Annotated in this window: 21 protein-coding genes; 10 read left to right on the forward strand and 11 right to left on the reverse strand. The window is 66.1% G+C overall.

Going from position 1 to position 21,964, the window contains the following annotated elements:
- Positions 1-126 precede the first annotated feature (126 nt).
- On the reverse strand, positions 127-3,288 hold the full coding sequence (locus C1A30_RS30625) for an adenylate/guanylate cyclase domain-containing protein (protein ID WP_369974221.1): 3,162 nt from the start codon (positions 3,286-3,288) through the stop codon (positions 127-129).
- 84 nt (positions 3,289-3,372) lie between these two features.
- Between C1A30_RS30625 and C1A30_RS30630 the strand changes: the two genes are divergently transcribed.
- Genes C1A30_RS30630 through C1A30_RS30650 form a run of 5 tightly spaced genes read left to right on the forward strand, consistent with a single transcriptional unit; the run spans position 3,373 to position 6,837 of the window.
- Positions 3,373-3,816, forward strand: a complete 444-nt coding sequence (locus tag C1A30_RS30630; RefSeq protein WP_101952999.1) for an SRPBCC family protein — start codon at positions 3,373-3,375, stop codon at positions 3,814-3,816.
- 14 nt (positions 3,817-3,830) lie between these two features.
- Complete coding sequence (locus tag C1A30_RS30635) at positions 3,831-4,907, forward strand: CaiB/BaiF CoA-transferase family protein (RefSeq protein ID WP_101951986.1); 1,077 nt, start codon at positions 3,831-3,833, stop codon at positions 4,905-4,907.
- A gap of 59 nt (positions 4,908-4,966) precedes the next feature.
- The gene (locus C1A30_RS30640; RefSeq protein ID WP_101951987.1) at positions 4,967-5,410 is read left to right on the forward strand and encodes an SRPBCC family protein; all 444 of its coding nucleotides are present in this window, start codon (positions 4,967-4,969) and stop codon (positions 5,408-5,410) included.
- 11 nt (positions 5,411-5,421) lie between these two features.
- Positions 5,422-5,880 carry an SRPBCC family protein gene (locus C1A30_RS30645; RefSeq protein WP_101951988.1) on the forward strand — a complete coding sequence of 153 codons (459 nt, stop codon included), beginning with the start codon at positions 5,422-5,424 and terminating at the stop codon, positions 5,878-5,880.
- A gap of 39 nt (positions 5,881-5,919) precedes the next feature.
- Positions 5,920-6,837: an LLM class F420-dependent oxidoreductase gene (locus C1A30_RS30650; protein WP_101951989.1), complete on the forward strand. Its 918-nt coding sequence runs from the start codon at positions 5,920-5,922 to the stop codon at positions 6,835-6,837.
- Positions 6,838-6,840: 3 nt separating this feature from the next.
- Here the strand turns inward: C1A30_RS30650 and C1A30_RS30655 are convergent, their stop codons facing one another.
- From C1A30_RS30655 to nthB, 4 genes are read right to left on the reverse strand one after another with little or no spacing between them, the layout of a single operon-like run.
- Positions 6,841-7,038: a CbtB domain-containing protein gene (locus tag C1A30_RS30655; protein ID WP_235010272.1), complete on the reverse strand. Its 198-nt coding sequence runs from the start codon at positions 7,036-7,038 to the stop codon at positions 6,841-6,843.
- Positions 7,031-7,321 (reverse strand): nitrile hydratase accessory protein, encoded by a 291-nt coding sequence (locus C1A30_RS30660; RefSeq protein WP_101951991.1) that lies wholly within the window; start codon positions 7,319-7,321, stop codon positions 7,031-7,033. Before C1A30_RS30660 ends, C1A30_RS30655 begins: the two co-directional genes overlap by 8 nt.
- Positions 7,318-7,938 (reverse strand): nitrile hydratase subunit alpha, encoded by a 621-nt coding sequence (nthA, locus tag C1A30_RS30665; RefSeq protein WP_101951992.1) that lies wholly within the window; start codon positions 7,936-7,938, stop codon positions 7,318-7,320. Before nthA ends, C1A30_RS30660 begins: the two co-directional genes overlap by 4 nt.
- Complete coding sequence (gene nthB, locus C1A30_RS30670) at positions 7,938-8,672, reverse strand: nitrile hydratase subunit beta (RefSeq protein ID WP_101951993.1); 735 nt, start codon at positions 8,670-8,672, stop codon at positions 7,938-7,940. Before nthB ends, nthA begins: the two co-directional genes overlap by 1 nt.
- A 139-nt stretch (positions 8,673-8,811) precedes the next feature.
- On the opposite strand from nthB, the gene C1A30_RS30675 reads away from it, so the two are divergent.
- Positions 8,812-9,744 carry a GlxA family transcriptional regulator gene (locus C1A30_RS30675; RefSeq protein WP_101951994.1) on the forward strand — a complete coding sequence of 311 codons (933 nt, stop codon included), beginning with the start codon at positions 8,812-8,814 and terminating at the stop codon, positions 9,742-9,744.
- Positions 9,745-9,746: 2 nt separating this feature from the next.
- Here C1A30_RS30675 and C1A30_RS30680 read toward each other — a convergent pair whose 3' ends face one another.
- The gene (locus C1A30_RS30680; RefSeq protein ID WP_101951995.1) at positions 9,747-10,916 is read right to left on the reverse strand and encodes a pyridoxal phosphate-dependent aminotransferase; all 1,170 of its coding nucleotides are present in this window, start codon (positions 10,914-10,916) and stop codon (positions 9,747-9,749) included.
- 137 nt (positions 10,917-11,053) lie between these two features.
- Here C1A30_RS30680 and C1A30_RS30685 point away from each other — a divergent pair, with 137 nt between their 5' ends.
- Both C1A30_RS30685 and C1A30_RS30690 read left to right on the forward strand, forming a co-directional pair.
- Complete coding sequence (locus tag C1A30_RS30685; RefSeq protein ID WP_101951996.1) at positions 11,054-12,265, forward strand: acetyl-CoA C-acetyltransferase; 1,212 nt, start codon at positions 11,054-11,056, stop codon at positions 12,263-12,265.
- A gap of 3 nt (positions 12,266-12,268) precedes the next feature.
- A complete protein-coding gene (locus tag C1A30_RS30690) occupies positions 12,269-14,413 on the forward strand; it encodes a 3-hydroxyacyl-CoA dehydrogenase NAD-binding domain-containing protein (protein WP_101951997.1) in 2,145 nt (714 codons plus the stop codon).
- Positions 14,414-14,490: 77 nt separating this feature from the next.
- Here C1A30_RS30690 and C1A30_RS30695 read toward each other — a convergent pair whose 3' ends face one another.
- Entirely contained in the window at positions 14,491-16,032 is a 1,542-nt protein-coding gene (locus C1A30_RS30695; RefSeq protein WP_235010273.1) for a triacylglycerol lipase, read from the reverse strand.
- Positions 16,033-16,209: 177 nt separating this feature from the next.
- Here C1A30_RS30695 and C1A30_RS30700 point away from each other — a divergent pair, with 177 nt between their 5' ends.
- Entirely contained in the window at positions 16,210-16,878 is a 669-nt protein-coding gene (locus tag C1A30_RS30700) for a hemerythrin domain-containing protein (RefSeq protein WP_160112808.1), read from the forward strand.
- On the opposite strand, the gene C1A30_RS30705 is transcribed toward C1A30_RS30700, so the two are convergent.
- Positions 16,864-18,246, reverse strand: a complete 1,383-nt coding sequence (locus C1A30_RS30705) for a glycoside hydrolase family 27 protein (protein WP_235010274.1) — start codon at positions 18,244-18,246, stop codon at positions 16,864-16,866. The two genes, C1A30_RS30700 and C1A30_RS30705, sit on opposite strands and share 15 nt — an antisense overlap.
- Positions 18,247-18,330: 84 nt before the next feature.
- Between C1A30_RS30705 and C1A30_RS30710 the strand changes: the two genes are divergently transcribed.
- Positions 18,331-19,815, forward strand: coding sequence for a class I adenylate-forming enzyme family protein (locus C1A30_RS30710; protein ID WP_101951999.1), 1,485 nt, complete (start codon positions 18,331-18,333; stop codon positions 19,813-19,815).
- A gap of 1 nt (position 19,816) precedes the next feature.
- Here C1A30_RS30710 and C1A30_RS30715 read toward each other — a convergent pair whose 3' ends face one another.
- The 3 genes from C1A30_RS30715 to C1A30_RS30725 all read right to left on the reverse strand — a co-directional run bounded on the left by C1A30_RS30715 (position 19,817) and on the right by C1A30_RS30725 (position 21,956).
- A complete protein-coding gene (locus tag C1A30_RS30715; RefSeq protein ID WP_101952000.1) occupies positions 19,817-20,242 on the reverse strand; it encodes a pyridoxamine 5'-phosphate oxidase family protein in 426 nt (141 codons plus the stop codon).
- A gap of 19 nt (positions 20,243-20,261) precedes the next feature.
- Entirely contained in the window at positions 20,262-20,483 is a 222-nt protein-coding gene (locus C1A30_RS30720) for a hypothetical protein (RefSeq protein WP_101952001.1), read from the reverse strand.
- A gap of 111 nt (positions 20,484-20,594) precedes the next feature.
- The gene (locus tag C1A30_RS30725; protein WP_101952002.1) at positions 20,595-21,956 is read right to left on the reverse strand and encodes a phenylacetate--CoA ligase family protein; all 1,362 of its coding nucleotides are present in this window, start codon (positions 21,954-21,956) and stop codon (positions 20,595-20,597) included.
- Positions 21,957-21,964 lie beyond the last annotated feature (8 nt).

Here is a 21,964-nt window from a genome sequence, read left to right on the forward strand (position 1 = left end):
AGGGACGATTCCCGCAGAGACATCGTGGAAAGACTCACGGTTGGCCTGGTGGTCGTGCCACGACAGCTGAATTGATGTGGTCAACGCCAACCTGCTGAGGGGCCAGGTTGGCGTTGGCCATTGGGCTCACGCCAGTTCAGTCATCTCGCGGGCGCGATCGATGTGCCCCTCGAATTCAAGCGATTCCGCCATCGCACGATAGCGCCTCGCGTATACACCAAAGTCGACGTCGTCACCCAGTGCTCGGGCTTGTAGCGCGCGCAGCTTCAGCACCCAGATATCGCGCATGGCCCAACTCAATTCGGGCCGAAGATCGGCCAGCCGATCAATCTGGAATTGCGCTTCGGCCAGATCGCCTTCGGTGCCGCGCTCCAACAGCGTTTCCACCAGCAGACCGGACATCAAGACCGCGAAGAAGGGTCGCCCCGCCTCGTAGAGGCCATTGGCCGCTTCGCGAAGCACCGGTATCGCCGAATCGAAGTCACCACGCTTGGCCCTCTCCCTGGCGATCATCGAATCGCCGACGGGCACCAGGAACGGTATCGGCTCGCGTAACCACATGTCGCGGACCTGCGTCAGCAGTTCCAGCCCCCGGTCGCGGTCGGCCTCAGCGTCTTGATCCACCAGCGCCGCGGCAAGCGCGTACGTCACGATGCTCACAGCCGCGTTGCTGGATTTCTCGGCGCTTCGCACCGCGTCCTCGATCGCACGCACCGCGGCGTCGTCGGCGTGACACACTCCGTAGCTGATCGGTAACCCGCGCGTCCAGCCCACGACCATCGCGAGCGTCGTCGGATCGCTGGCTTGGGCGGTAGCCAAGGCGTCGATCAAGTGCTGGCGCCATCCGGGCCGACCGAGCCACCACAATGCGACGCTCCGCCAAGCCAGCGCGGCCGCCAACGGTGAACCGAAACCGAAGCCCGCACCCGAGGCGGGGTCTCCCTCGGTGAGATCGATAACCTTCTGCGACCATCGCAGGATTTCACCGAATTCGCCGACGTCGAACCAGTTGTTGAAGGCGATGAACGCCGCACCCACCGTCTGGGCGGGGTCACCGAACGACTCGAGCAGCGCCATCTGTTCGCAAGCCAACCGGGACCCCTCGGGGGACCGCCCGGTGTACATGAGTTCGGTGGTCAGGCCCGTCATGCCGGTGGCGAGTGACACCTTGTCGCCCGCCAGGTCGCACAATGCGCGCAGCTCCTCGAAGAGCCCCCTGGTGTCCTGGATGGCTTGCCATCCGTTGGCGCACAGCATCGTTCGCGGAGCGATACGCATAGCCAACCGGTCCGAGTCATCGTGAGGCAGCCGGTCCGCGATCCGAAGCGCTCGTTCCCAGCTGATCCGCGCGGCGCGGACATCGCGGTTGGCTGACCATGCGCCTGCGCGCATATGCCAGCCAAACGCAGCGTGCAGTTCGCCCGCCGATTCCAGATGTTCCGCTATCAGCGCAGCGTTCTGCTCGGCCGACTCCTCGCTGTCCGCCTCGATGGTCGCGGCGAGGCGGCGATGCCACTCGGCGCGATCGGATTTCAACTGCGACTCGTAGGCCACCGCCCGAATGAGTGGGTGACGGAAGGCGTACTCAGCGTGTGGGGTGAACCGCACCTGGTCGATGAGTTCAACACTGAGCAACTCCTCGACGGCCGGTTGGAGCCCCATGGCCGCAAGCAGTTCCGACCCGAACCGAGCTCCTATCACCGAGGCTGCGGTCAATGTTCGCTTGGCCTGGGCGGTCAATCGGTCGATGCGCGCTTCGATAGCGGCCTGCACGGTGGCGGGCACGCTGAGGGTGTCGATGCCGGCATGGCAGACGTAGTTCCCATGCCCTCCGGTGAGGACTTTGCGCTGCGCCAACTCGCGCACCATCTCCTCGGCGAAGAATGGATTTCCTGCAGCGCGTTCGGCGATGATCGTCGCCACCTCCACCACCGAGGAATTCGCACCCAGCAAGGCGGTCAGAAGTGCCTCGGTATCCGAATCACCCAGTGGGGCAAGGGATATCGTTTGAGCACCGGGTGCTTGCGTCAACGCCCCGCGATACTCCGGGCGATAGGTGATCAACACCATCGACGGGGTTCGCGCAATCACGGTGAGGAAGTCGGCCAGCATCGACTCGCTGACGGTGTCAATCCAGTGCACATCCTCGACTATGAAGAGCGTTGGCTTTGTGCGCGCCAACGTCACCGAGTTGACCAGCGATGCCAATCTGCGCCGGCGCGTATCCGGGTCACCCGCGGCCAGCAGCATGTCGGGATCGGCGATACCGAGAAGGTCGTCGAGCAGCAGCAGATCGTCGTCACCGGCCTCTGCCACTTCTTCCCGGACGCGTTGCCGGGCGGCATCGCCGTCCAGATCGGAGATGCCGACCACGTTCCGCAGCAACTCCGACACCACCCCGAACGGGATGTCGCTGGTATGGGATTCGCAGAAGACGCAGTGCACGTCGGCCCCGCGTGCCGACGCCAGCGCGGCGACCTCCCGAGCGACTCGCGACTTGCCTATCCCTGGCGCCCCCGTCACGTTGACGACGCCCCCGGTGCCATGCACAGTGAGTTCCACAAGCGCGTCCAGGGCGGCCATCTCCCAGCGACGGCCGACAAGGGTCGCCTCCTGTCGGGTCTTGACACCGTGCCCCGGCCTCATCCCAAGCAGTCGACGTGCGGGCACGGGCGTCCGAAAACCTTTGATGTGCACCAGTTCCCGCTCGTCCAACACGGCGGTGGCCTCGACGAGCCTGGCGGTGGTCTCGCTGACCATCACACCACCGGGTGCGGCGACCGATTCCATCCGCTGCGCCAATCCGACCTGTTCACCGACAGCGGTGTAACCGAATGAACCTGATCCGATTTGACCCGCAACAACCTGTCCGGAGTTCAGTCCGACTCGCAACTGAAATGTGATGGCGTCACGACGCTCGACGTCGACTGCCAGGCGAGCGGCTTCCTTTTGGATCTCCAACGCCGCCAGGCACGCGCGCACGGCGTGATCCTCCAATGCAATCGGCGCGCCGAACAACGCCATGATCCCGTCGCCGGTGAACTTGTCCAGCGTCCCGCCGTAGCGCTGCACCACCGTCGCGCTGCGGTCCACCAATTCGGTCATGATCTCGTGTAGTCGTTCGATATCGAGGGCAGCCGCGATATCCATCGAGCGAACGACGTCGGCGAAGAGCACCGTCACCTGTTTGTACTCGGCTGGCTGCGCACCGTTACCCGGCCGGCAGACCCCCGCTGCCGGTCCGTTCGGGTCATCCGCCGCCTCGGCGACCCAGGCTGACTGACTGATCCAGAAAGCGTAGAGCCTTCGGTTGGGCGAGATGGCGATATTGACGTGTGTGTAGTTTTTGTGCCGAATGGCTACGGTCTCTCTATGGCCGTCACCGAGGCACGGGAGATCCTCATCGACGCGACACCGGACGAGATCATGAATGTGCTGTTTGACCTGGAGTCGCTGACGCAGTGGTCGCCGGCGCATCAGAAGGTCGAAATACTGGAGCGCGACGAGGCGGGCCACCCCCGGCGGTCGCGGCAGGTGGTCAAGATCGTCGGTGTCAGCGACGAGCAAGTGCTCGACTACACGGTGCACGACGACGGCGTGAGCTGGACGCTGGTGAGCTCCAAACAACAGCGTGCGCAGGCTGCCCGCTACACGCTGACACCCACCGCCGCAGGCACCCGGGTTCGTTTCGAGCTCACCGTCGATCCGCTCGTGCCGCTGCCCGGCTTCCTGATCAAGCGCGGCGCCAAGGGTTTGATGGACACCGCCACCGAAGGATTGCGAAAGCGAGTTCTCGAAGTGCGCGGAGGCGGCTGAGTTACGTTGCTTCGATGACCAACACCGGACCCCTGGCCGGGGTGAAGGTCCTCGAACTCGGCGGCATCGGACCGGGCCCGCACGCCGCGATGGTGCTCGCCGATCTCGGCGCCGACGTGGTGCGGGTGCGCAGGCCGGGTGGCCTGCAGATTCCCGCCGAGGAGTCGGACCTGCTGCATCGCGGTAAGCGCATCGTCGATCTCGACGTCAAGAAGGAACCGGCGAAGCTGCTGGGCTTGGCGACCAAGGCCGACGTGCTGCTCGACGGCTTCCGGCCGGGCACCTGCGAGCGCCTCGGCATCGGGCCCGACGACTGCGCGGCGGTCAACCCGCGGCTGATCTACGCCCGCATCACCGGCTGGGGGCAGCACGGGCCCATGGCACAGGTCGCGGGCCACGACATCAACTACCTGTCGCAGACCGGGGCGCTGTCGGCGATCGGCTACCGCGACCGCCCGCCGGTGGCGCCGCTGAATCTGGTCGCGGACTTCGGCGGCGGGTCGATGTTCGTCCTGCTCGGCATCGTCGCGGCGCTATACGAACGGGAACGGTCGGACAAAGGCCAGGTGATCGACGCCGCGATGGTCGACGGCGTGTCGATCCTGGCGCAGATGGCGTGGACCATGAAGTCGACCGGCTCGCTGAAAGACGAGCGCGAATCGTTCATGCTCGACGGCGGCGCGCCGTTCTACCGCACCTACGAGACCGCCGACGGCAAGTACATGGCAGTCGGCGCGATCGAACCGCAGTTCTTTGCCCAACTGCTGGCCGGCCTCGGTTTGTCGGCCGAGGACGTCACCCAACTCGACGCGGCGGCTTTCCCGGACGTCCACAAGTTGTTCGCGGAGAAGTTTGCAGGCAAGACTCGCGACGAATGGACCGAGATCTTTGCGGGCACCGATGCATGCGTGACTCCGGTGCTCACCTGGCGTGAGGCCGCCCAAAACGAACACCTCAGGGCGCGCTCAACAATGGTTACTGTCAATGGTGTTGATCAAGCAGCGCCTGCCCCGCGGTTCTCCCGCACCCCGGCGGGCCCCGTCGGCTCACCGCCTCAGTCGACCACGCCCTTCGACAAAATCGACTGGTGAGATAAATTAGCTGCAAAACGGGCTGCGGTTCGTCAGTGAGTTAGCTAGACTCTGCCAGTATGGCTGTCCGGGCATCGCGAGAGGTCGTCTTCGAGGCGTCGCCTGAAGCGATTCTGGAGGCGCTCGCCGACATCGAGTCAGTGCCGGATTGGTCCCCTGTGCACAAGAAGGCCGAGGTGATCGACCGGCATCCCGACGGTAAGCCGCGCCACGTCAAGGCGACGTTCAAGATCATGGGCATCACCGAGAAGGAAATGCTCGAGTACAACTGGGGCCCCCGGTGGATGGTGTGGGACGCAAAGGCGACGTTCAACCAACGCGGCCAACACGTCGAGTACAACCTGACACCCGAGGGCGACGACAGGACGCGGGTGCGCTTCGACATCATCCTCGATCTGGGCGCCCCCATCCCCGAGTTCCTGATCAAGCGGGCCAAGCAGATCGTGCTCGACGTCGCCACCGAGAGCCTGCGTAAGCAGGTCATGGAGAAGTACGCGTCGTAGGTCCACCGGTCGTGGCCGTCCGAACATCACGCAAGCTCGTGATCGAGGCATCGCCGGAAGCCATCATGGATGCGCTGGCCGACGTGGAGGCCCTGCTGTCGTATACGCCGGCGTACCGCAGGGTCGAGGTGATCGACAGGCATGACGACGGGCGCCCGCATCACGTCCGTCTTGCGGTCAGGGTGCTCGGCAGGCTCGACGAGGAGATTCTGGAATTTCGTTGGGGCCCAAACTGGTTGGTGTGGGACGCGCAGCGAACCAAGCAGCAGTATGCCCAGCATGTGGAGTACACCCTGCGGCCCGACCACGTCGGCGCGTCCACCACCGTCACGGTCGACGTCACCGTCGAACCCGACTCATTCATCCCGGACTACTTCATCAAGCGGGCCGGCAAGACCATCATCGACGCGGCCAACGAGGGTCTGAGACAGCGAGTGTTGAGGGGCAAGGGTTCCGATCAAACCGAGTAGATCGGAATAGCCGGGCTCGGGCCCGCGGTTGCTCGCGGTATGCCGACAGGAATCGTGCTCTTCCCCAATCCGCAAGCCCCCAACCTCGTCGACGATGTGATCGGGCAGGCCTCCCGCGCATACGAGCTCGGTGTCAGGCAGGTTTGGCTGGCCCAGCAGCTCGACCACGACGCGATATCGCTCGCGGGTCTAGTTGGCGCGGCGGTGCCCGGGCTCGGCGTCGGGACGTCGGTGGTGCCGATCAACCCGCGCCATCCGCTGATCGTCGCGTCGTTGGCGCAGACGGCGCAGGCCGCGTCGCACGGCAACTTCAGTCTCGGCCTCGGGTTGGGCGCGCACGAGCCGGAACGGCAGGCGTTCGGCGTGTCGTGGCCCAACACCATCACACGCCTACGCGAACACCTCACCGTGCTGAGGTCGATCTTCGACACTGGGGCCGTCGACTTCAGCGGCACCGAGATCAACGCACATTCTGGTTGGCCGGTGCGCGTCGCGGGAGGCACACCGGTACCCGTCTACGTCGCGGCGATGGGGCCGAAGGCGCTGCAGGTGACGGGCGAATTAGCCGATGGCACATTGCCTTTCATCGCCGGCCCGCGTGCCATCGAGGAGTTCATCGAACCGACGATCGCGAAGGCGGCCGCCGACGCAGGCAGGCCCAAACCAAAGGTCATCGCCTCGGTGCCGGTGCTGGTGTCCGACGACGTCGAATCCGCGAAGCGGGTGGCGGCGCAGGAACTCGGGTTCTACGCGACGATCCCCTCGTATCAGAAGGTGATCGCCAGGGAACGGGTCGACAGTGTGGCCGACCTCGCCGTGGTGGGGTCCGCGGAATCGGTGGCGCGTCAGCTCAAACGCTACCTGGACGCCGGGGCGACCGACGTCGTGCTCAGCGCGATCGACCGCACCGATCCGGCGCAGGCCGAAGAACTCTGGGCCGTCGCCGCTTCACTCTGAGTTCTAGTGGCAGGGGAAGCCCAGCAGATGACGGGCGTCGTGCATGAACTCATGAATCGCGGTGTTGGAACCGAAGATCGACGATGCGCCCTGGTCGAGGCCGACGAAGTAGAGCGTCAGCAACGCCAGTAGCACGGTGACGCTGAGCCACCCTGCGCCGGCCAGCGTGATCGACCGGCTCTTGACGATTGTTTCACTCATGTCCATCTCCGTTCAGTTTCGGCGGCGCGGTCAGCAACCGGTGGTCGTCGATGACCTTCTCCAGCGCGGCCACCCAGTGGTCGTAGTACTGCCAGTCGCCGCGCCCGTCGGCTGGTGCACTCTCCCAGTCACCGATCGCCTCGATCAGGCTCTGCTGGAATTCGCTCCATTCGTAGTGGCCGAATTCGGACAGCGCCAACGCCAACCCGAACGCCCGCCGCTGCCATTCGTGCTCGAACTGTGGTGCGGCCTGATCGGTGGTGCAGGTGTCGTGCAGCCTCATGACGCCTGCCCCGCCAACGCGACCCCCATCATGGACTCCGTCGTCACCAGATCCATCAGCATTTCGTCGGTGAAATCCTCGGTGCCCGAGGGCCGTTCGGGAATGACGAACCAGCGGGAGTGTCCGCTGCTGTCCCATACCTTGATCTCGGTGTCGTCGGGCAGGTGCAGACCGACCTCGGCGAGCACCTTGCGCGGTTCGCGTGCAGCCCTAGCCCGGAACACCGGATCCTTGTACCAGTACGGCGGCAACCCCAGCACCGGCCACGGAAAGCACGAGCACAGCGTGCAGATGATCAGATTGTGTACGCCGGGGGAGTTGGCGACGGCCTGCAGGTGTTCACCCTCCGCGCCCGCCATGCCCTCGGGTAGGTCGAGCTCGGCGATCGCGGCGGGCGTGTCCGCGACCACCCTGGCCGCGAAGTCGGGATCGGTCCACGCCCGCACGACGATCCGCTTACCGTTGAGCGGCGTCATCTCCGACTCGAAATAGGCCAGCACCTTGTCGACCGTTTGCGGGTTGATCACCCCCTTGGAGATCAGAAGTGATTCCAGCGCTTCGACTTTCGATGCGCTGGACGCTTCCCGGTCGTCGGGATACTGAAACTGGCCGCTCATCACATACCTTCCAGGTAGGCCTCGAACAACTCGGCGTAGAACATCTGCGGGCCGGCCTCGGCACGCACGCCGAACAACTCTGGCGGTTCGAACGCGACGATGTAGACGGGCATCGGGGCGCCGATGCCGTCGCCGGTCTCGACGAAGTAGGCGTAGTCGCCCTCGAAGATGCGCTCGACGATGCCGGTCTTACCGCGCAGGTGGCCGGGCAGTCGGGTGTGCTCGGCGGCGGGCACGTTGGTGATTCGGACCTTGTCGCCGACGGCGAACTTGGGGTGCGCCACATCCCGCCGGGGGGAGTCGCCGTTGCGCAGGTAGCGCGTCACCTGGTCGTCGATCGCGGGCTGCGAATCGGGGAGGGCGGGCGGTTGGCCTGACGCCAATTCGGTTTGCCGCGAGGCCAGTTCGTCATCGGTCAGGTAGCCCTTGTCGATGAAGAACTGGGTGATGCCGCCCAACCACTTCTCGTAATAGCGGTACTTGAAGTAGTCGAACGGGTTCATCGCCTCGGCGCCGGTGCGCAAGTGGGCCCACGTCCAGTGCTCCGCGAACGTCGTCGGCACCTGATCGACCGGATACTTCGGCAGCGCGGCACTCAGGTGCCTGGACAGGCTCATCATCGCGACGTGGATGCCGAAGATGCGCTTCTCCCAGTCCTCGACGAACACCCGCCTCTCGAGGTTCTCCAGTTCGGGCAGCCCTTCCAGGCCACCGAGGTAGTGCTGCAACTTCATGCGGCCTGATTCCTTTCACGCGGGCGATGAAATCAGGCTCCGGTCGCGTTGTTACGAACGTGTTACACCGTGTTTTCCATCCGCGACGAACCAGGACGCCCGATACGCAAATCCGGACATCTCCGGAGGCGGTGCGGTGATGCCCGCGGCGTCGAAACACGTTGCGGTGCTGGTGTACGACGGCGTGCGCACGCTGGATGTGACAGGTCCGTTAGAGGTTTTCGACGTTGCCCGGTCGTTGCGGTGTGACTACACCGTCGCGCTCTACGCCGTCACCGATGGCGTGACCGTGCGTTGCTCGTCGGGCATGACGGTGGGTGCCGCACCGATCTCCGAGCTGCGGTCGACGGTCGACACCCTGGTGGTGCCCGGCGGTGAGTGCCTGGTGGCGCCGGGCCCCGACCCTCGTCTGGTGGCGGCCATCCGCCGCCACGCGCCGGCCGCGCGGCGCACGGCGTCGATCTGCGCCGGTTCGTTCGCGCTCGCGGCGGCCGGGTTGCTCGACGGTGTGCGCACCACGACGCACTGGCGCCTGCTCGACGTCTTCGCCCGTCGGCATCCCGAGGCGGTGCTGGAATCCGAGTCGGTATACGTCCGGGACGGCGAAATCTGGAGCTCGGCCGGGGTGGCGGCGGGCATCGACCTGACACTCGCGCTGGTGGCCGACGACCACGGGGCGGCCATCGCACACGAAATCGGCAAGGACATGGTGGTTTTCAGCAGGCGCTTGGAGGGGCATCCGCAGCTGTCGGTGGCCGCACGCACCCCGCGGCCCAGCCATCCCCGCCTGGACCACCTGCTGCAGACCATCAACGCCGAGCCCGCCGCCAAATACACGCTCGACAAGGTCGCGGCCGATATCGGGGTGAGCCCACGGCACCTGGCCCGGCTGTTCAGGTCGCAGGTGGGCTGCACGTTGCGGGAGTACGTGGTGGCGGTGCGGATGGAGGGGGCGGTCGGGCTGGTGCTCGCAGGTGAGTCGTTTCACGCCGCGGCGCGTCGGTGCGGATTGCGCGACGGTTCGCAGCTGCGTGAGCTGTTGGCTTCGCCGCCACCGCCGTTCGGGCGGTGACGCTACCCGCGCAGCACCGACAGTCGTCGGATCGCCTCGTCGAGTGTCTCGTCGCGCTTGCAGAAAGCGAAGCGCACCAAGTGATTCCACGCGTCTGCGTGGTCGGCGGCCGGATCGCAGAACGCGGACATCGGGATTGCGGCGACGCCGGCGCGTTCGGGCAGTTGCGCACAGAATTCGGTGCTGTCGTGATAACCCAGCGGACGCGGATCGGCACACAAGAAGTAGGTGCCGAAACTGTCGTGCACCTCGAAGCCGAGTTCCGCCAGGGCCGATCCCAGCTTGTCGCGCTTGGCCTGCAGCGAGTCCCGCAGCGCCGCCACCCAGGTTTCCTCGGTGTTGAGCGCATGCGCGACGGCGGGCTGAAACGGCGCGCCGCCGACGTAGGACAGGTACTGCTTGGCGGCACGCACGCCGGCAATCAAATCCGCGGCGCCGCAGGCCCATCCGATCTTCCACCCCGTGCAGTTGAACATCTTCGCCGCGCTGGAGATGGTGATGGTGCGGCCGGCCATGCCCGGATAGTTGGCGAGCGGCAGGTGGCGGTGGCCGTCGAAGACCAGATGCTCGTAGACCTCGTCGGTGATCACCAGCAGGTCGGCGTCGACCGCGAGTTGGGCCAGCGCCCGCAGTTCCTCATCGGTGGCCACCATGCCCGTCGGGTTGTGCGGCGAGTTGACGATCAACGCCTTCGTCTTCGGCGTCACCGCGTTCCGCAGTCCGTCGACGTCGATGCGGAAGCCGTTGCCGTCTTGCACCAGCGGGATCGCGCGGCGCTCGCACCCCGCCATCGCGATGACAGGGGAGTAGGAGTCGTAGAACGGTTCGATCAACAACACCTCGGAGCCGGGTTCGACGAGGCCGAGCACCGCCGCCGCGATGGCCTCCGTCGCACCGACGGTGACAAGCACCTCGGTGTCGGGGTCGTATTCGGTGCCGAAGTGGCGGCTGCGCTGCGCGGCGATCGCCTCGCGCAGCGGCGCGATGCCCAGGCCGGGCGGGTACTGGTTGACGCCCTCGGCGATGGCGTTCTCGGCGATCTTGAGCATCGCGGGCGGGCCGTCCTCGTCGGGAAAGCCCTGGCCGAGGTTGACCGCGCCGATCCGCGCGGCCAGCGCCGACATCTCGGCGAAGATCGTGACCGCATAGGGCTGCAGCCGAGAGACTGTCATGGGTTCCCACCCTAAGCTGCGCCGAACGTGGGTTACCAACACGCAATTCTCGCGTTTCGCGTGCGGGTAACCCACGTTCGCCAGGGGTGAGCAACCTCCCAACCAACAGGTTGGCCGAGGCTGTTAGGCTCGCCGTTATGTCTGAAGAAGCCTTCATCTACGAGGCCATTCGTACGCCTCGCGGCAAGCAGCGCAATGGCTCACTGAACGAGGTCAAGCCCCTGAATCTGGTCGTCGGCCTGGTCGACGAACTCCGCAGGCGCTACCCCGACCTGGACGAGACCCTGATCAGCGACATGATCCTCGGTGTCGTCTCCCCTGTCGGCGACCAGGGCGGCGATATCGCCCGCACCGCAGTGCTCGCGGCGGGCCTGCCGGAGACCACCGGCGGCGTCCAGCTCAACCGGTTCTGCGCGTCCGGCCTCGAGGCTGTCAACACGGCCGCGCAGAAGGTGCGCTCCGGCTGGGACGACCTGGTGCTGGCCGGTGGCGTCGAGTCGATGAGCCGCGTCCCGATGGGCTCCGACGGCGGCGCATGGGCGACCGACCCGGAGACCAACTACCAGATCGGCTTCGTGCCGCAGGGCATCGGCGCCGACCTGATCGCCACCATCGAGGGCTTCTCCCGTGAGGACGTCGACCGCTACGCGCTGCGCAGCCAGGAGAAGGCGGCCGCGGCATGGTCGGGCGGCTACTTCGCCAAGTCCGTCGTGCCGGTGCGCGACCAGAACGGTCTGGTCATCCTCGACCACGACGAGCACATGCGCCCCGACACCACGCTCGAAGGCCTCGGCAAGCTGAAGACCGCGTTCGACGGCATCGGCGAGATGGGCGGCTTCGACGACGTGGCGCTGCAGAAGTATCACTACGTCGAGAAGATCAACCACGTGCACACCGGCGGCAACAGCTCCGGCATCGTGGACGGCGCCGCGCTGGTGCTCGTCGGCTCCGAGAAGGCAGGGACCTCACAGGGCTTGACGCCCCGCGCGCGCATCGTCGCGACCGCCACCAGCGGTGCCGATCCGGTCATCATGCTGACCGGTCCGACGCCGGCCACCCGCAAGGTGCTCGACCGTGCCGGTCTGACGGTCGACGACATCGACCTGTTCGAGCTGAACGAGGCGTTCGCCTCGGTGGTGCTGAAGTTCCAGAAGGACCTGAACATCCCCGACGAGAAGCTCAACGTCAACGGCGGCGCCATCGCGATGGGGCACCCGTTGGGCGCCACCGGCGCCATGATCACCGGCACCATGGTCGACGAGCTCGAGCGTCGCAACGCCCGTCGCGCGTTGATCACGCTGTGCATCGGCGGCGGCATGGGTGTCGCGACCATCATCGAGAGGGTTTAAACCATGGCCAACACGATCAAGTGGGACAAGGATGCCGACGGCATCGTCACCCTGACGCTGGATGACCCGAGCGGCTCGGCCAACGTGATGAACGACGACTACCGCGAGTCCATGCACAACGCCGTCGAAAAGCTTGTCGCCGAGAAGGATTCGATCACGGGCGTCGTCATCACGAGCGCCAAGAAGACGTTCTTCGCCGGTGGCGATCTCAAGGGCATGATCAACATCGGACCGGAGCACGCCGGCGACGCGTTCTCGCTCGTTGAGAACACCAAGCGTGATCTGCGGGCGCTGGAGACCCTGGGCAAGCCCGTGGTGGCCGCCATCAATGGCGCGGCCCTCGGCGGCGGTTTGGAGATCACGCTCGCGTGTCATCACCGGATCATCGCCGACGTGCCGGGTGCAGTCGTCGGCTTCCCCGAAGTGACGCTCGGGCTGCTGCCCGGCGCAGGCGGGGTCGCCCGCAGCGTCCGGATGTTCGGTATCCAGAAGGCATTCATGGAGGTGCTGAGCCAGGGCACCCGGTTCAAGCCGGGCAAGGCCAAGGAGGTCGGCCTCGTCGACGAGGTGCTGCCCACGGTCGAGGAACTGGTGCCCGCCGCGAAGGCGTGGATAAAGGCGAACCCGGACAGCCACACCCAGCCGTGGGATGCCAAGGGCTACAAGATGCCCGGCGGCACCCCGAGCAGCCCCGCGCTGGCCGGCATTCTGCCGTCGTTCCCCGCGCTGCTGCGCAAGCAACTCAAGGGCGCGCCGATGCCCGCACCGCGGGCCATCCTGGACGCGGCCGTCGAGGGCGCACAGGTCGACTTCGACACCGCCAGCCGCATCGAGAGCCGCTACTTCACCCAGTTGGTCACCGGCCAGGTCGCCAAGAACATGATCCAGGCGTTCTTCTTCGACCTGCAGTACATCAACGGCGGCGGGTCGCGGCCCGACGGCATCGAACCGGTCAAGATCAACAAGATCGGTGTGCTTGGCGCGGGCATGATGGGCGCGGGCATCGCCTACGTCTCAGCGAAGGCCGGCTTCGACGTCGTACTCAAGGACGTCAGCATCGAGGCCGCGCAGAAGGGCAAGAACTACTCCGAGAAGCTCGAAGCCAAGGCGCTCGAGCGGGGTAAGACCACGCAGGAGCGCTCCGACGCACTCCTGGCGCGCATCACGCCGACGGCCGACCCTGCAGACCTCAAGGGTGTCGACTTCGTCATCGAGGCGGTGTTCGAGGACCAGGACCTCAAGCACAAGGTGTTCCAGGAGATCGAGGACATCGTCGAGCCCAACGCGCTGCTGGGGTCGAACACCTCGACGCTGCCGATCACCGGTCTTGCGACCGGCGTGAAGCGCCAGGAGGACTTCATCGGGATCCACTTCTTCAGCCCCGTCGACAAGATGCCGCTGGTGGAGATCATCAAGGGCGAGAAGACTTCTGACGAGGCGCTGGCCCGGGTGTTCGACTACACGCTGGCCATCGGCAAGACCCCGATCGTCGTCAACGACAGCCGCGGCTTCTTCACCTCCCGCGTCATCGGCACCTTCGTCAACGAGGCGCTGGCGATGCTGGGCGAGGGTGTCGAACCCGCGTCCATCGAGCATGCCGGTTCACAGGCCGGCTACCCGGCGCCGCCGCTGCAGCTGTCCGATGAGCTCAATCTGGAGCTGATGCACAAGATCGCCGTCGCCACCCGCAAGGGTGTCGAGGCCACGGGCGGCACCTACGAGCCGCACCCCGCCGAGGCGGTCGTCGAGAAGATGATCGAAATCGGTCGTCCGTCGCGGTTGAAGGGCGCCGGCTTCTACGAGTACGTGGACGGCAAGCGCACCGGTCTGTGGCCGGGCCTGCGCGAGACGTTCAAGTCCGGCAGCGCTCAAATCCCCTTGCAGGACATGATCGATCGGATGCTGTTCGCCGAGGCGCTCGAGACGCAGAAGTGCCTCGACGAGGGCGTGCTCACATCGACCGCCGACGCGAACATCGGCTCGATCATGGGTATCGGCTTCCCGCCGTACACCGGTGGCTCGGCACAGTTCATCGTCGGCTACCAGGGCCCGGCAGGTACCGGTAAGGACGCCTTCGTGGCCCGCGCCAAGGAACTGGCCGCACGCTACGGCGACCGCTTCACCCCGCCGGATTCACTGACCAGCTAGAGGTAGTACGCAGAGCCCCCGAAACGTCCGTCGGATGTCGCCGCCAAGCGGCTCCAACGGCGTTTCGGGGGTTTTGCTTATGCGGCCAGTTCCTCGCTTTGTCCCAATGGATTGGCCGCGGGGTTGGCTGCCAGCGCGTCCAGGACCACCGACCACACCTGCGGACTCAACACCACGCCGAGATGGCCGGCAGGAAGCCACGGATACCGGTCCTGCAGAACGATGTTCGTGACGTTGTCGCCTTCAAGCAACTGCTGGGTGTACGGGGTGACGATCTCGTCGTTCTTGGAAATGATGTTGGTGTACAGGACGCCGGGGCGGGTGTCGCCGTTGCCGTACACCTCCTGTTGGAACGGATTGCCCATCGACTGCTGCTCCAGCGCGGGACCCAACGCGTTCGCGAGCCCGATGAGCAGGGGCCCGATGATGGGCAGCGCCTGCAGGCCGATCAGGCCGGAGGCGTCTGTGCCGTGGTTGCTCGGTGCGATGCCGATGACCTGTGACACCTTGTCGGCGCCGCCCAGGTTGTTGATGTAGTACGCAGGCAGGATCCCGCCGCCCTGCGAATGCCCGATCAGGATCACCTTCGGCGCCTGGGTCTCCTCGAGGATCTTGTCCACTTCGGCGGCAAGCTGTTTCGCGGACTCCCGGATGTCGTCCGTGGCTTGGATCGGGTAGTTCGGATCATCACCGACGTTGCCGTAGTTGAACGTGTAGACCTTGTAGCCGGCGTTGGCCAGGACGGGCGCCCCGACGCTCCAATTGATGCCTTGGGTGGTCGTCGTCCCGTTGAGCAGGATGATCGGCAACGGATGTTCGTCGGTGACCTTGATCCGCGGGTCGTTCGCGCCGGGCGGCGGCTGCTGCGGATTGAAGAACGCCAACCCGTTGAGGACCCCGTACGTGACCGGGAACGGCCCGGTGCCCGTGGCGCCCGGTGGTGCGCCGATCAGCGTCCTGCCCACCGCCGCAGCGGAATTCGCCACCGCGGATGCCAGCGCATACGGTGCTCCGAAGAAGCTGTGCGGACCGAAGATGTTCGCGACGGTGTCCGCGGCGGTGTAGACGACTGACACCGCGACCACGCCGACATCGGATACCAGCCCGACGACCTCTCGTGGCTGCGGAAGCCTGACCGACGGCGTGCTGGTCTGCGGACTCGACACCGTGGGGGCGGCCTCGGCGAGCTTCAACTGCGCCCGCGGCGTGGGCTCAGTTGCGGATGACTGCGCGGCGTCGGCTACCTGCTTGTCGGGTTTCGCGGACTTCGTCGATGTGACGGTCAGGCTCGGTCGGCGAGGTTTGTGGCGGACGTGGGTTGGCGCCGGATCGTCCGGCTTCGACGTCGCTTCCGCCTTTTCGTCGGGGGCCGATTCAGTGGTGTCGTCGGCTTTCGTCTCGTGCTTCTTGGCAGCACGCTTCGGCTTCGGCTTCGGGTTTGGCTTCGGCCGGTCGGGCTTCGACGTCTTGGCTGCGTCCGTCGAACTCTCCGAACTCGACGTTGCCCCCGACGTCGACGGGGTGTCGGCGTGGGCGATGCCGGTGGACGCCACCGCCACCCAGGTGGTCAGCAGGAACGCGGCCAGCAGAATCTGAAGCAACAAGCGTTTCGTGGACAACCGCGACCTCCCGACGGACAGGCATGCAATGTATCCAGCCGTCGGTCCGCGCGTGCCGCTTTTGGCAATGCTCGTTGTCGTTTGACGAGTCGCGTCTTCCCGCAGTGAAGAATCTCACGCGTTCCGGCGTTAAGCCGGACAATGGACGACAACGGCGAGCACTTCGATGGTCGCGAAATGACCATGGTGCACAAGATGTTTCGTAGAGAGTTCGGCCTTGCCGGCGGTGTGGTGCGGCGCGTTGCCTGCGGAGACACCGCACGCGCCGAGGCGGTGGCCTGGCATCTGCGGTTCATCGGCGAAGTTCTGCATCACCATCATTCGGGCGAGGACCATTACGTCTGGCCGCTCCTGGAGCGGCGCGCACCCTCGCAGGTGTCGTCGCATGTACAGCGCGTCACCGAACAACATCGGCGGGTCGATGCGCTCCATGCGGACGTCGACGCGGAACTGCCGATCTGGGGCGCTTCGGCGAGTGCCGCCGCAGGTGAGAAGTTGGGCGCCGCGCTGGATCGACTCGCCACATCGCTCGTCGAGCACATGGATTACGAGGAGTCGCACGTCGTCCCAGTCATGGAGGCGCACATCGGGATGGCCGAATGGAACGACATCGTCAAGGCGATGACGGCAGAACTGAACCCCGACCACGCGATGCTCATCCTCGGCATGAGCATGTACGAGGCCGACCCGGATCTGATCGAGCGCACCATCGGAAACATGCCGGTGGACATGCGCGGCGGCGTCCGCTGCACCGCGGCCCTGACTTATGCCGAACACGCACAACTGATCCACGGCACCGCCACCCCGCCCCGCAGTGCGCAGATCGCGGGTTCAGCGACAGGTTGACCAGACCCGCAGCATTGCCACATCGTGTGGTGCCACGGTGCGTCTGATGTCGCCGGTGGTCGTCGTTTCGGTGTGGCTCCACAGGTCGCGCACGGTGTAACAGGCGCCGGCCAAACCAACCGCGGCGGCGCCGGTGGCGATGTCGGCCGGTTCGTCGTCGGAGTTGAACAGCGCGACCGCCGCGCCGCCACCGGAGAGGGGCTTCACCAGCACCCGGTGGTCTTGCGGCGACCTCGTCGCCTCCGCGACCAACGGATCCTGGTCGACCGCGATGACGTCGCGGTTGGTCAACATCTCGCGCGTCCGGTCGTCCATTGTCCGAACGTCGTTGCCTGCCAGCAGGGGTGCGGAGAGCATCGCCCACAGCGAAAAGTGGGCCCGCTGTTCAGCTTCGGTCAGGCCGGGTTGGTCGTTGGCGCGCCACGCCACATCGGCGTCGGACAGCGCGAGCTTCATCCGGAGCTTCTCGAGACGTTCCGGTGTCAGTTGATCCTGCGCCACGATGACGCGGCTGAAGTCCAGATGATTGACGAAGAAGTCGCGCCACGACAGGCCGACAACCAGCATGTCGGGGTCGTTGAAGAACCCAGGGCGGCTCCGCGAAGCCGTCGGCGAGGACGCCAGGAACTCGTCGGGCACACCGAGGTACGAGCCGGTGAGGAACGAATCGGAACTGTCCATCGGCGGCAAGGTGCTACGCCAGACCGGCACCAGGTCGGCGGTGTTGCGGGTCATGTCGGCGATGCCCGACCAGTCGTATTGGGTGCCTGCGTGGTGATTGTCGGAGCTGTTCGGGTTGATGCTGTAGAAGATGCGACGACCCGTGGCGCGCAACGCGTTTCGCATCGCGCTGAAGAGCTTGACCTGGTTGGCGTGGTCGGCGTTGCTGTGGCACCAGTCGTATTTCAGGTAGTCGACACCCCATCCTGCGAATGTCCGCGCGTCGGTGTCTTCATGCCCGGCGCTGGCGGTGCGGGGATCTTGGCCGCAGGTCTCGTCGTACGGACTGGCGTACAGGCCGAGCAGCATCCCGCGGTCGTGCACGTAGCGGGCCAACGCCGCGATGCCGTGCGGAAACGTCTTCGGGTCGGCCCGCAATCTGCCGTCGGATCCGCGGGTCGGGGCCGCCCAGCCCGCGTCCAGATTCACGTATCGGTAGCCGGCGTCGCGCATGCCGGAGGACACCATCGCGTCGACGGTGGCCGTCACGGTTTCCTCGGTCAGGGGTATGCCGGAGTTCCACGAGTTCCAGCCCATCGGCGGCGTAAGCCGTTGCGGCGCGCCGGTGTCGGTGGCGGTCGCACACCCTGCGACGCAGGCACCGGCCAGGATCAGCGCCGCAACGGTCGAGCACAGCCGTAGGCTCACCTGCCGAGGATCGCCGACCCGGTTGTGCGGGCGCTGCCAGCACGCTGCCTGCCCGCTGTGGTTGTCGTTGGCTATCGTCTAGGCGTGCCCGAAAGCTTTACCGAAACGTTCGCGGCAGGGCTCGCGAGCTATGGTGCGAAGCAGTGCATCGAGTTCCACGGCCGCTGGTACACCGGTGACGACATCACCGCGTACGCCGACGCCCTCACCGCGGCCCTTGGCGACGCGGGGGTGCGTCCCGACGCGCCCGTCGGCCTGGTGGTCCGCAACCGGCTTCCGCACGCCGCCGCGATCATCGGCTTCCTCGCGGCGGGCCGACCGATCTCGATGATCTACTCGTTCCAGTCGCCCGAGGCCATCGGCCGCGACATCGAGAAGCTGAATCTGGCGGCCGTCGTCGCCGACCGCGGGGACTGGTCCGCCGAGGCCGTCGCCGCCGCGAAGCGTTCCGGCAGCGCGGGTGTCGCGATCTCGTTGACGTCGCCGCGCGTCGCGGCCGTCGACGGACTCGAACGCAAGGACCCCGACCGCGCGCACGCCGAATCCAAACCCGGTGTGGCGCTGCAGATCCTGACCAGCGGCACCACCGGCCCGCCGAAGCGGCAGGACATCAGGACGTCGGTGCTGGAGCGCACGGTGTTCAGCGTGACCAGCGGCGAGAAGGCTCCGCCAGACGCTCCGCCCGAGTTCGCCTATTGGCAGTTCGGCGGCATCGGGGTGTGCCAGTTGGTGGCGGGTGTCCACAACGGCAGACGCATCGTGATGCTCGAACGGTTCACCGTCGACGGGTTCGTGCATGCGATCAAGACCCACCGCATCAAGCGCTCAGGGGTGCAACCGGCCGTCGTCCGCATGCTGCTCGACGCCGACGTGGCGCCCGAAGACCTTGCGTCGCTGGAGTTCCTGATCAGCGCGTCCGGTCCGCTGGACCCCGAAACCCGCGACGAGTTCGAGAAGCACTTCGGCATTCCGATCCGGTTAGCCTATGGGGCAACGGAATTCGCGGGCTCGCTGTGCGCGTGGACGCCCGCCGACATCGACAGGTTCGGTACGGCCAAGCGCAACAGCGTTGGCAGGCCGCTGCCCGATACCGAGGTGCGCGTCGTCGACCCCGACACCGGAGTCCAGGTGCCAACCGGTGAGCACGGTCTGCTGGAGGCGAAGGTCGCCCCGATCGGCCCCGACTGGATCCGCACCACCGATATCGCCTCGATCGACGCCGACGGATTCGTCACCCTGCACGGCAGGGCCGACGGCGCCATCAACCGCGGCGGGTTCAAGATCCTCCCGGAAACCGTTCGGCGCGTGCTGATGTCACATCCGGCCGTGCGGGATGCCTGTGTGGTGGGCGTACCGGACAACCGGCTGGGACAGGTGCCGTTCGCGGCGATCGAAGCCACTCCCGGGCTGCCCGCTCCGTCTGTTGACGAGCTGAATGACCTTGTCCGCGAGTCATTGCCCGTGTACAACGTGCCGGTCGATTTCGTCGTTGTCGACGAGTTGCCGCGCAATCCGGCGCTGAAGGTGAGCCTGCCCGCCGTCGCGGCGCTCTACGATGCGCAGACTTGACTCACAACGCGCCGAGGTCCGACGAAAGCCAGTGCTCCGGTTTCATGAAGATGGCCACACCAGCGCCGTGTTCCCTGCGGGCGAATTCCAGGTAGGCGTCCACCTTGTCGGCAGGCATATAACGCTTCACCATCTCGACGAGCTGTTCGTCGGTGGCTGGCTCGATACGGCTGACCGGCCCGTCGACCGCCACATAGCGCACCGTCGGCTCGACGCGCTCGACCATCAACGTGAATTCGCCCTGCGCCTCGATCAACCGGTGCTTGCGTGAGCCTTCTCCGGTGTGCACCCACGGCTCACCGCCGGGCGTGTACTGGTACCAGATCGGGACGGTGAGTGGTCCGCGTTTGTCGCCTGCGCTCACCGACAGCGCCGCGATGTGCGGCTCGGCCAGAAACTGTTCGCGTTCGTCCTTGGAGAGGGCCATGGGCCCAAGGCTAGTCGCGTCAGCACCAGGCTCTCGAGAAGAACGCCAGCGCGACGATGCCGATCGCCAGGGCCGCCTGGGTCTGCCCCATCGAGGCCGTGCTGACGATGCCGGCGAGCGCACAGATCGCGATGACGGCCAGGAGCGAGTTCTTCACCCAGTGGACGCCGTCGACCGAACCCCCGGCGCCCGACAGCCTGGCCTTGGGCCCGGGAACTGAACGACCGTTGTGTTCGAGCACAGGGCCCCCTTTTGTGTTGCAGCTCACATTTAGTTGCCGATGTGAGGCACACCATATCGCATGTCCGGGGTTCGCTGGCAGATTCCGGGGTGACGTTTGGGTCCCGTTCGGCTACAGCGCGATGAATCGCTTGAGTTTGCCACTGGCCTGGTTGCGGGGGATGCGGTCGACGATCCGGATGGCCACCGCGGGGTCCGACAGCCCGCAGCGGCGCAACGCGCTGACCATCGATGTGGTCAGCGTGCCGACATCGGGGCGGCCGACGGTGAGGATCTCGGCGCCCTTGTTCGTCTGCGTCACCTGGTATTCGGAGATGCGCGGATCGGCGCCGAGTACATGGCGGAACGTGATGGCGGGCACCGTGATCAGGCCGTAGCGGAAGTCGTCGTCGCGGCGGCCGCCGATGTCGGCGACCCTGGCGAACGCGCTGCCGCACTCGCACGGTCCCGGTAACAAGGTGACCTCGTCGCCGAGGTCGTAGCGGATGAACGGAAACGTCAGGTTGGCCAATCCGGTGGCAAGCGTTCGGGCCGCCGGTTCGTCGGGTCCGACCGGCGCGCCGTTGGCGTCGACGCGTTCGAGCACCACCTCGTCCTCGCAGACGTGCAACCCCTCGCCGACCCCGCATCCGACCGCCTGCACCCCGATCTCGGTGGATCCCCACAGGTTGTGGATCGGGGCGCCCCACGCCTCGGCGATCGCCGCGCGGTCCTCGTCGAGCAGCGGTTCTGAGTTGGTGCTGATCCGCACCGGGTGACAGTCCAGTTCGCCCGTCAGCGAGGCCCTGGCGAGTCGCCCGATGACGGACGGATAACCCACGAGATGTGTGGGTCGCGCGTCCGCAACGGCGGCGAGCACCTCGTCGAACGGGGCGCCCGCCGGGATCACCACGGTCTGCATGCCCGCCGCGGTCGGCACGTCGAACAACGGGGTGCTGGCATGCGGCGGCATGCCGGCCTCCAGGACCGCCAACCGCGTCGGCCGCGACGGTTCTCGTTGCTCCGCCCGCGCCTGGGTCCGCCATGCCAGACATGCGGCGGACACGAAGAATTGCCAACCCCACACGTACACGCCGCGTACCCCGCTGGAGCCGCCCGAGCTGAACACCTGATAGCCATCGGGTGTGTACGAATACCATTCCTGTTGCCGCAGAATGCGTTCCGCGCGCTCACGGGTGAGCCTGCGGTCGGTGACGATGTCGTCCCAGCTGTCCTGCGCCTCCTGCTTTGTCATCACCGGCAACGTCGCCAGGTCGGCCACCGTCGCCGAGGACAGGTCCAGGGCGCGCAGTCGACGCGCGTGAAACGGCGACCGCTGCCTTGCGAACGCCAACAACTCGCGGAGTCGGTGCTCGCGGTAGTGGTTGATCTGGTCCGGTGTCCAGTCGAGGCGCGCGACGTGATCGACGAGCGCGGCCGCAACCGCGTTCAGATGCACGGCGCGCATGCGCTCGTACTTGGCTCGGGCCGTCATGGAGTCCT

It is taken from the genome of Mycobacterium sp. 3519A (assembly GCF_900240945.1).
Taxonomy (GTDB): Bacteria; Actinomycetota; Actinomycetes; order Mycobacteriales; family Mycobacteriaceae; genus Mycobacterium.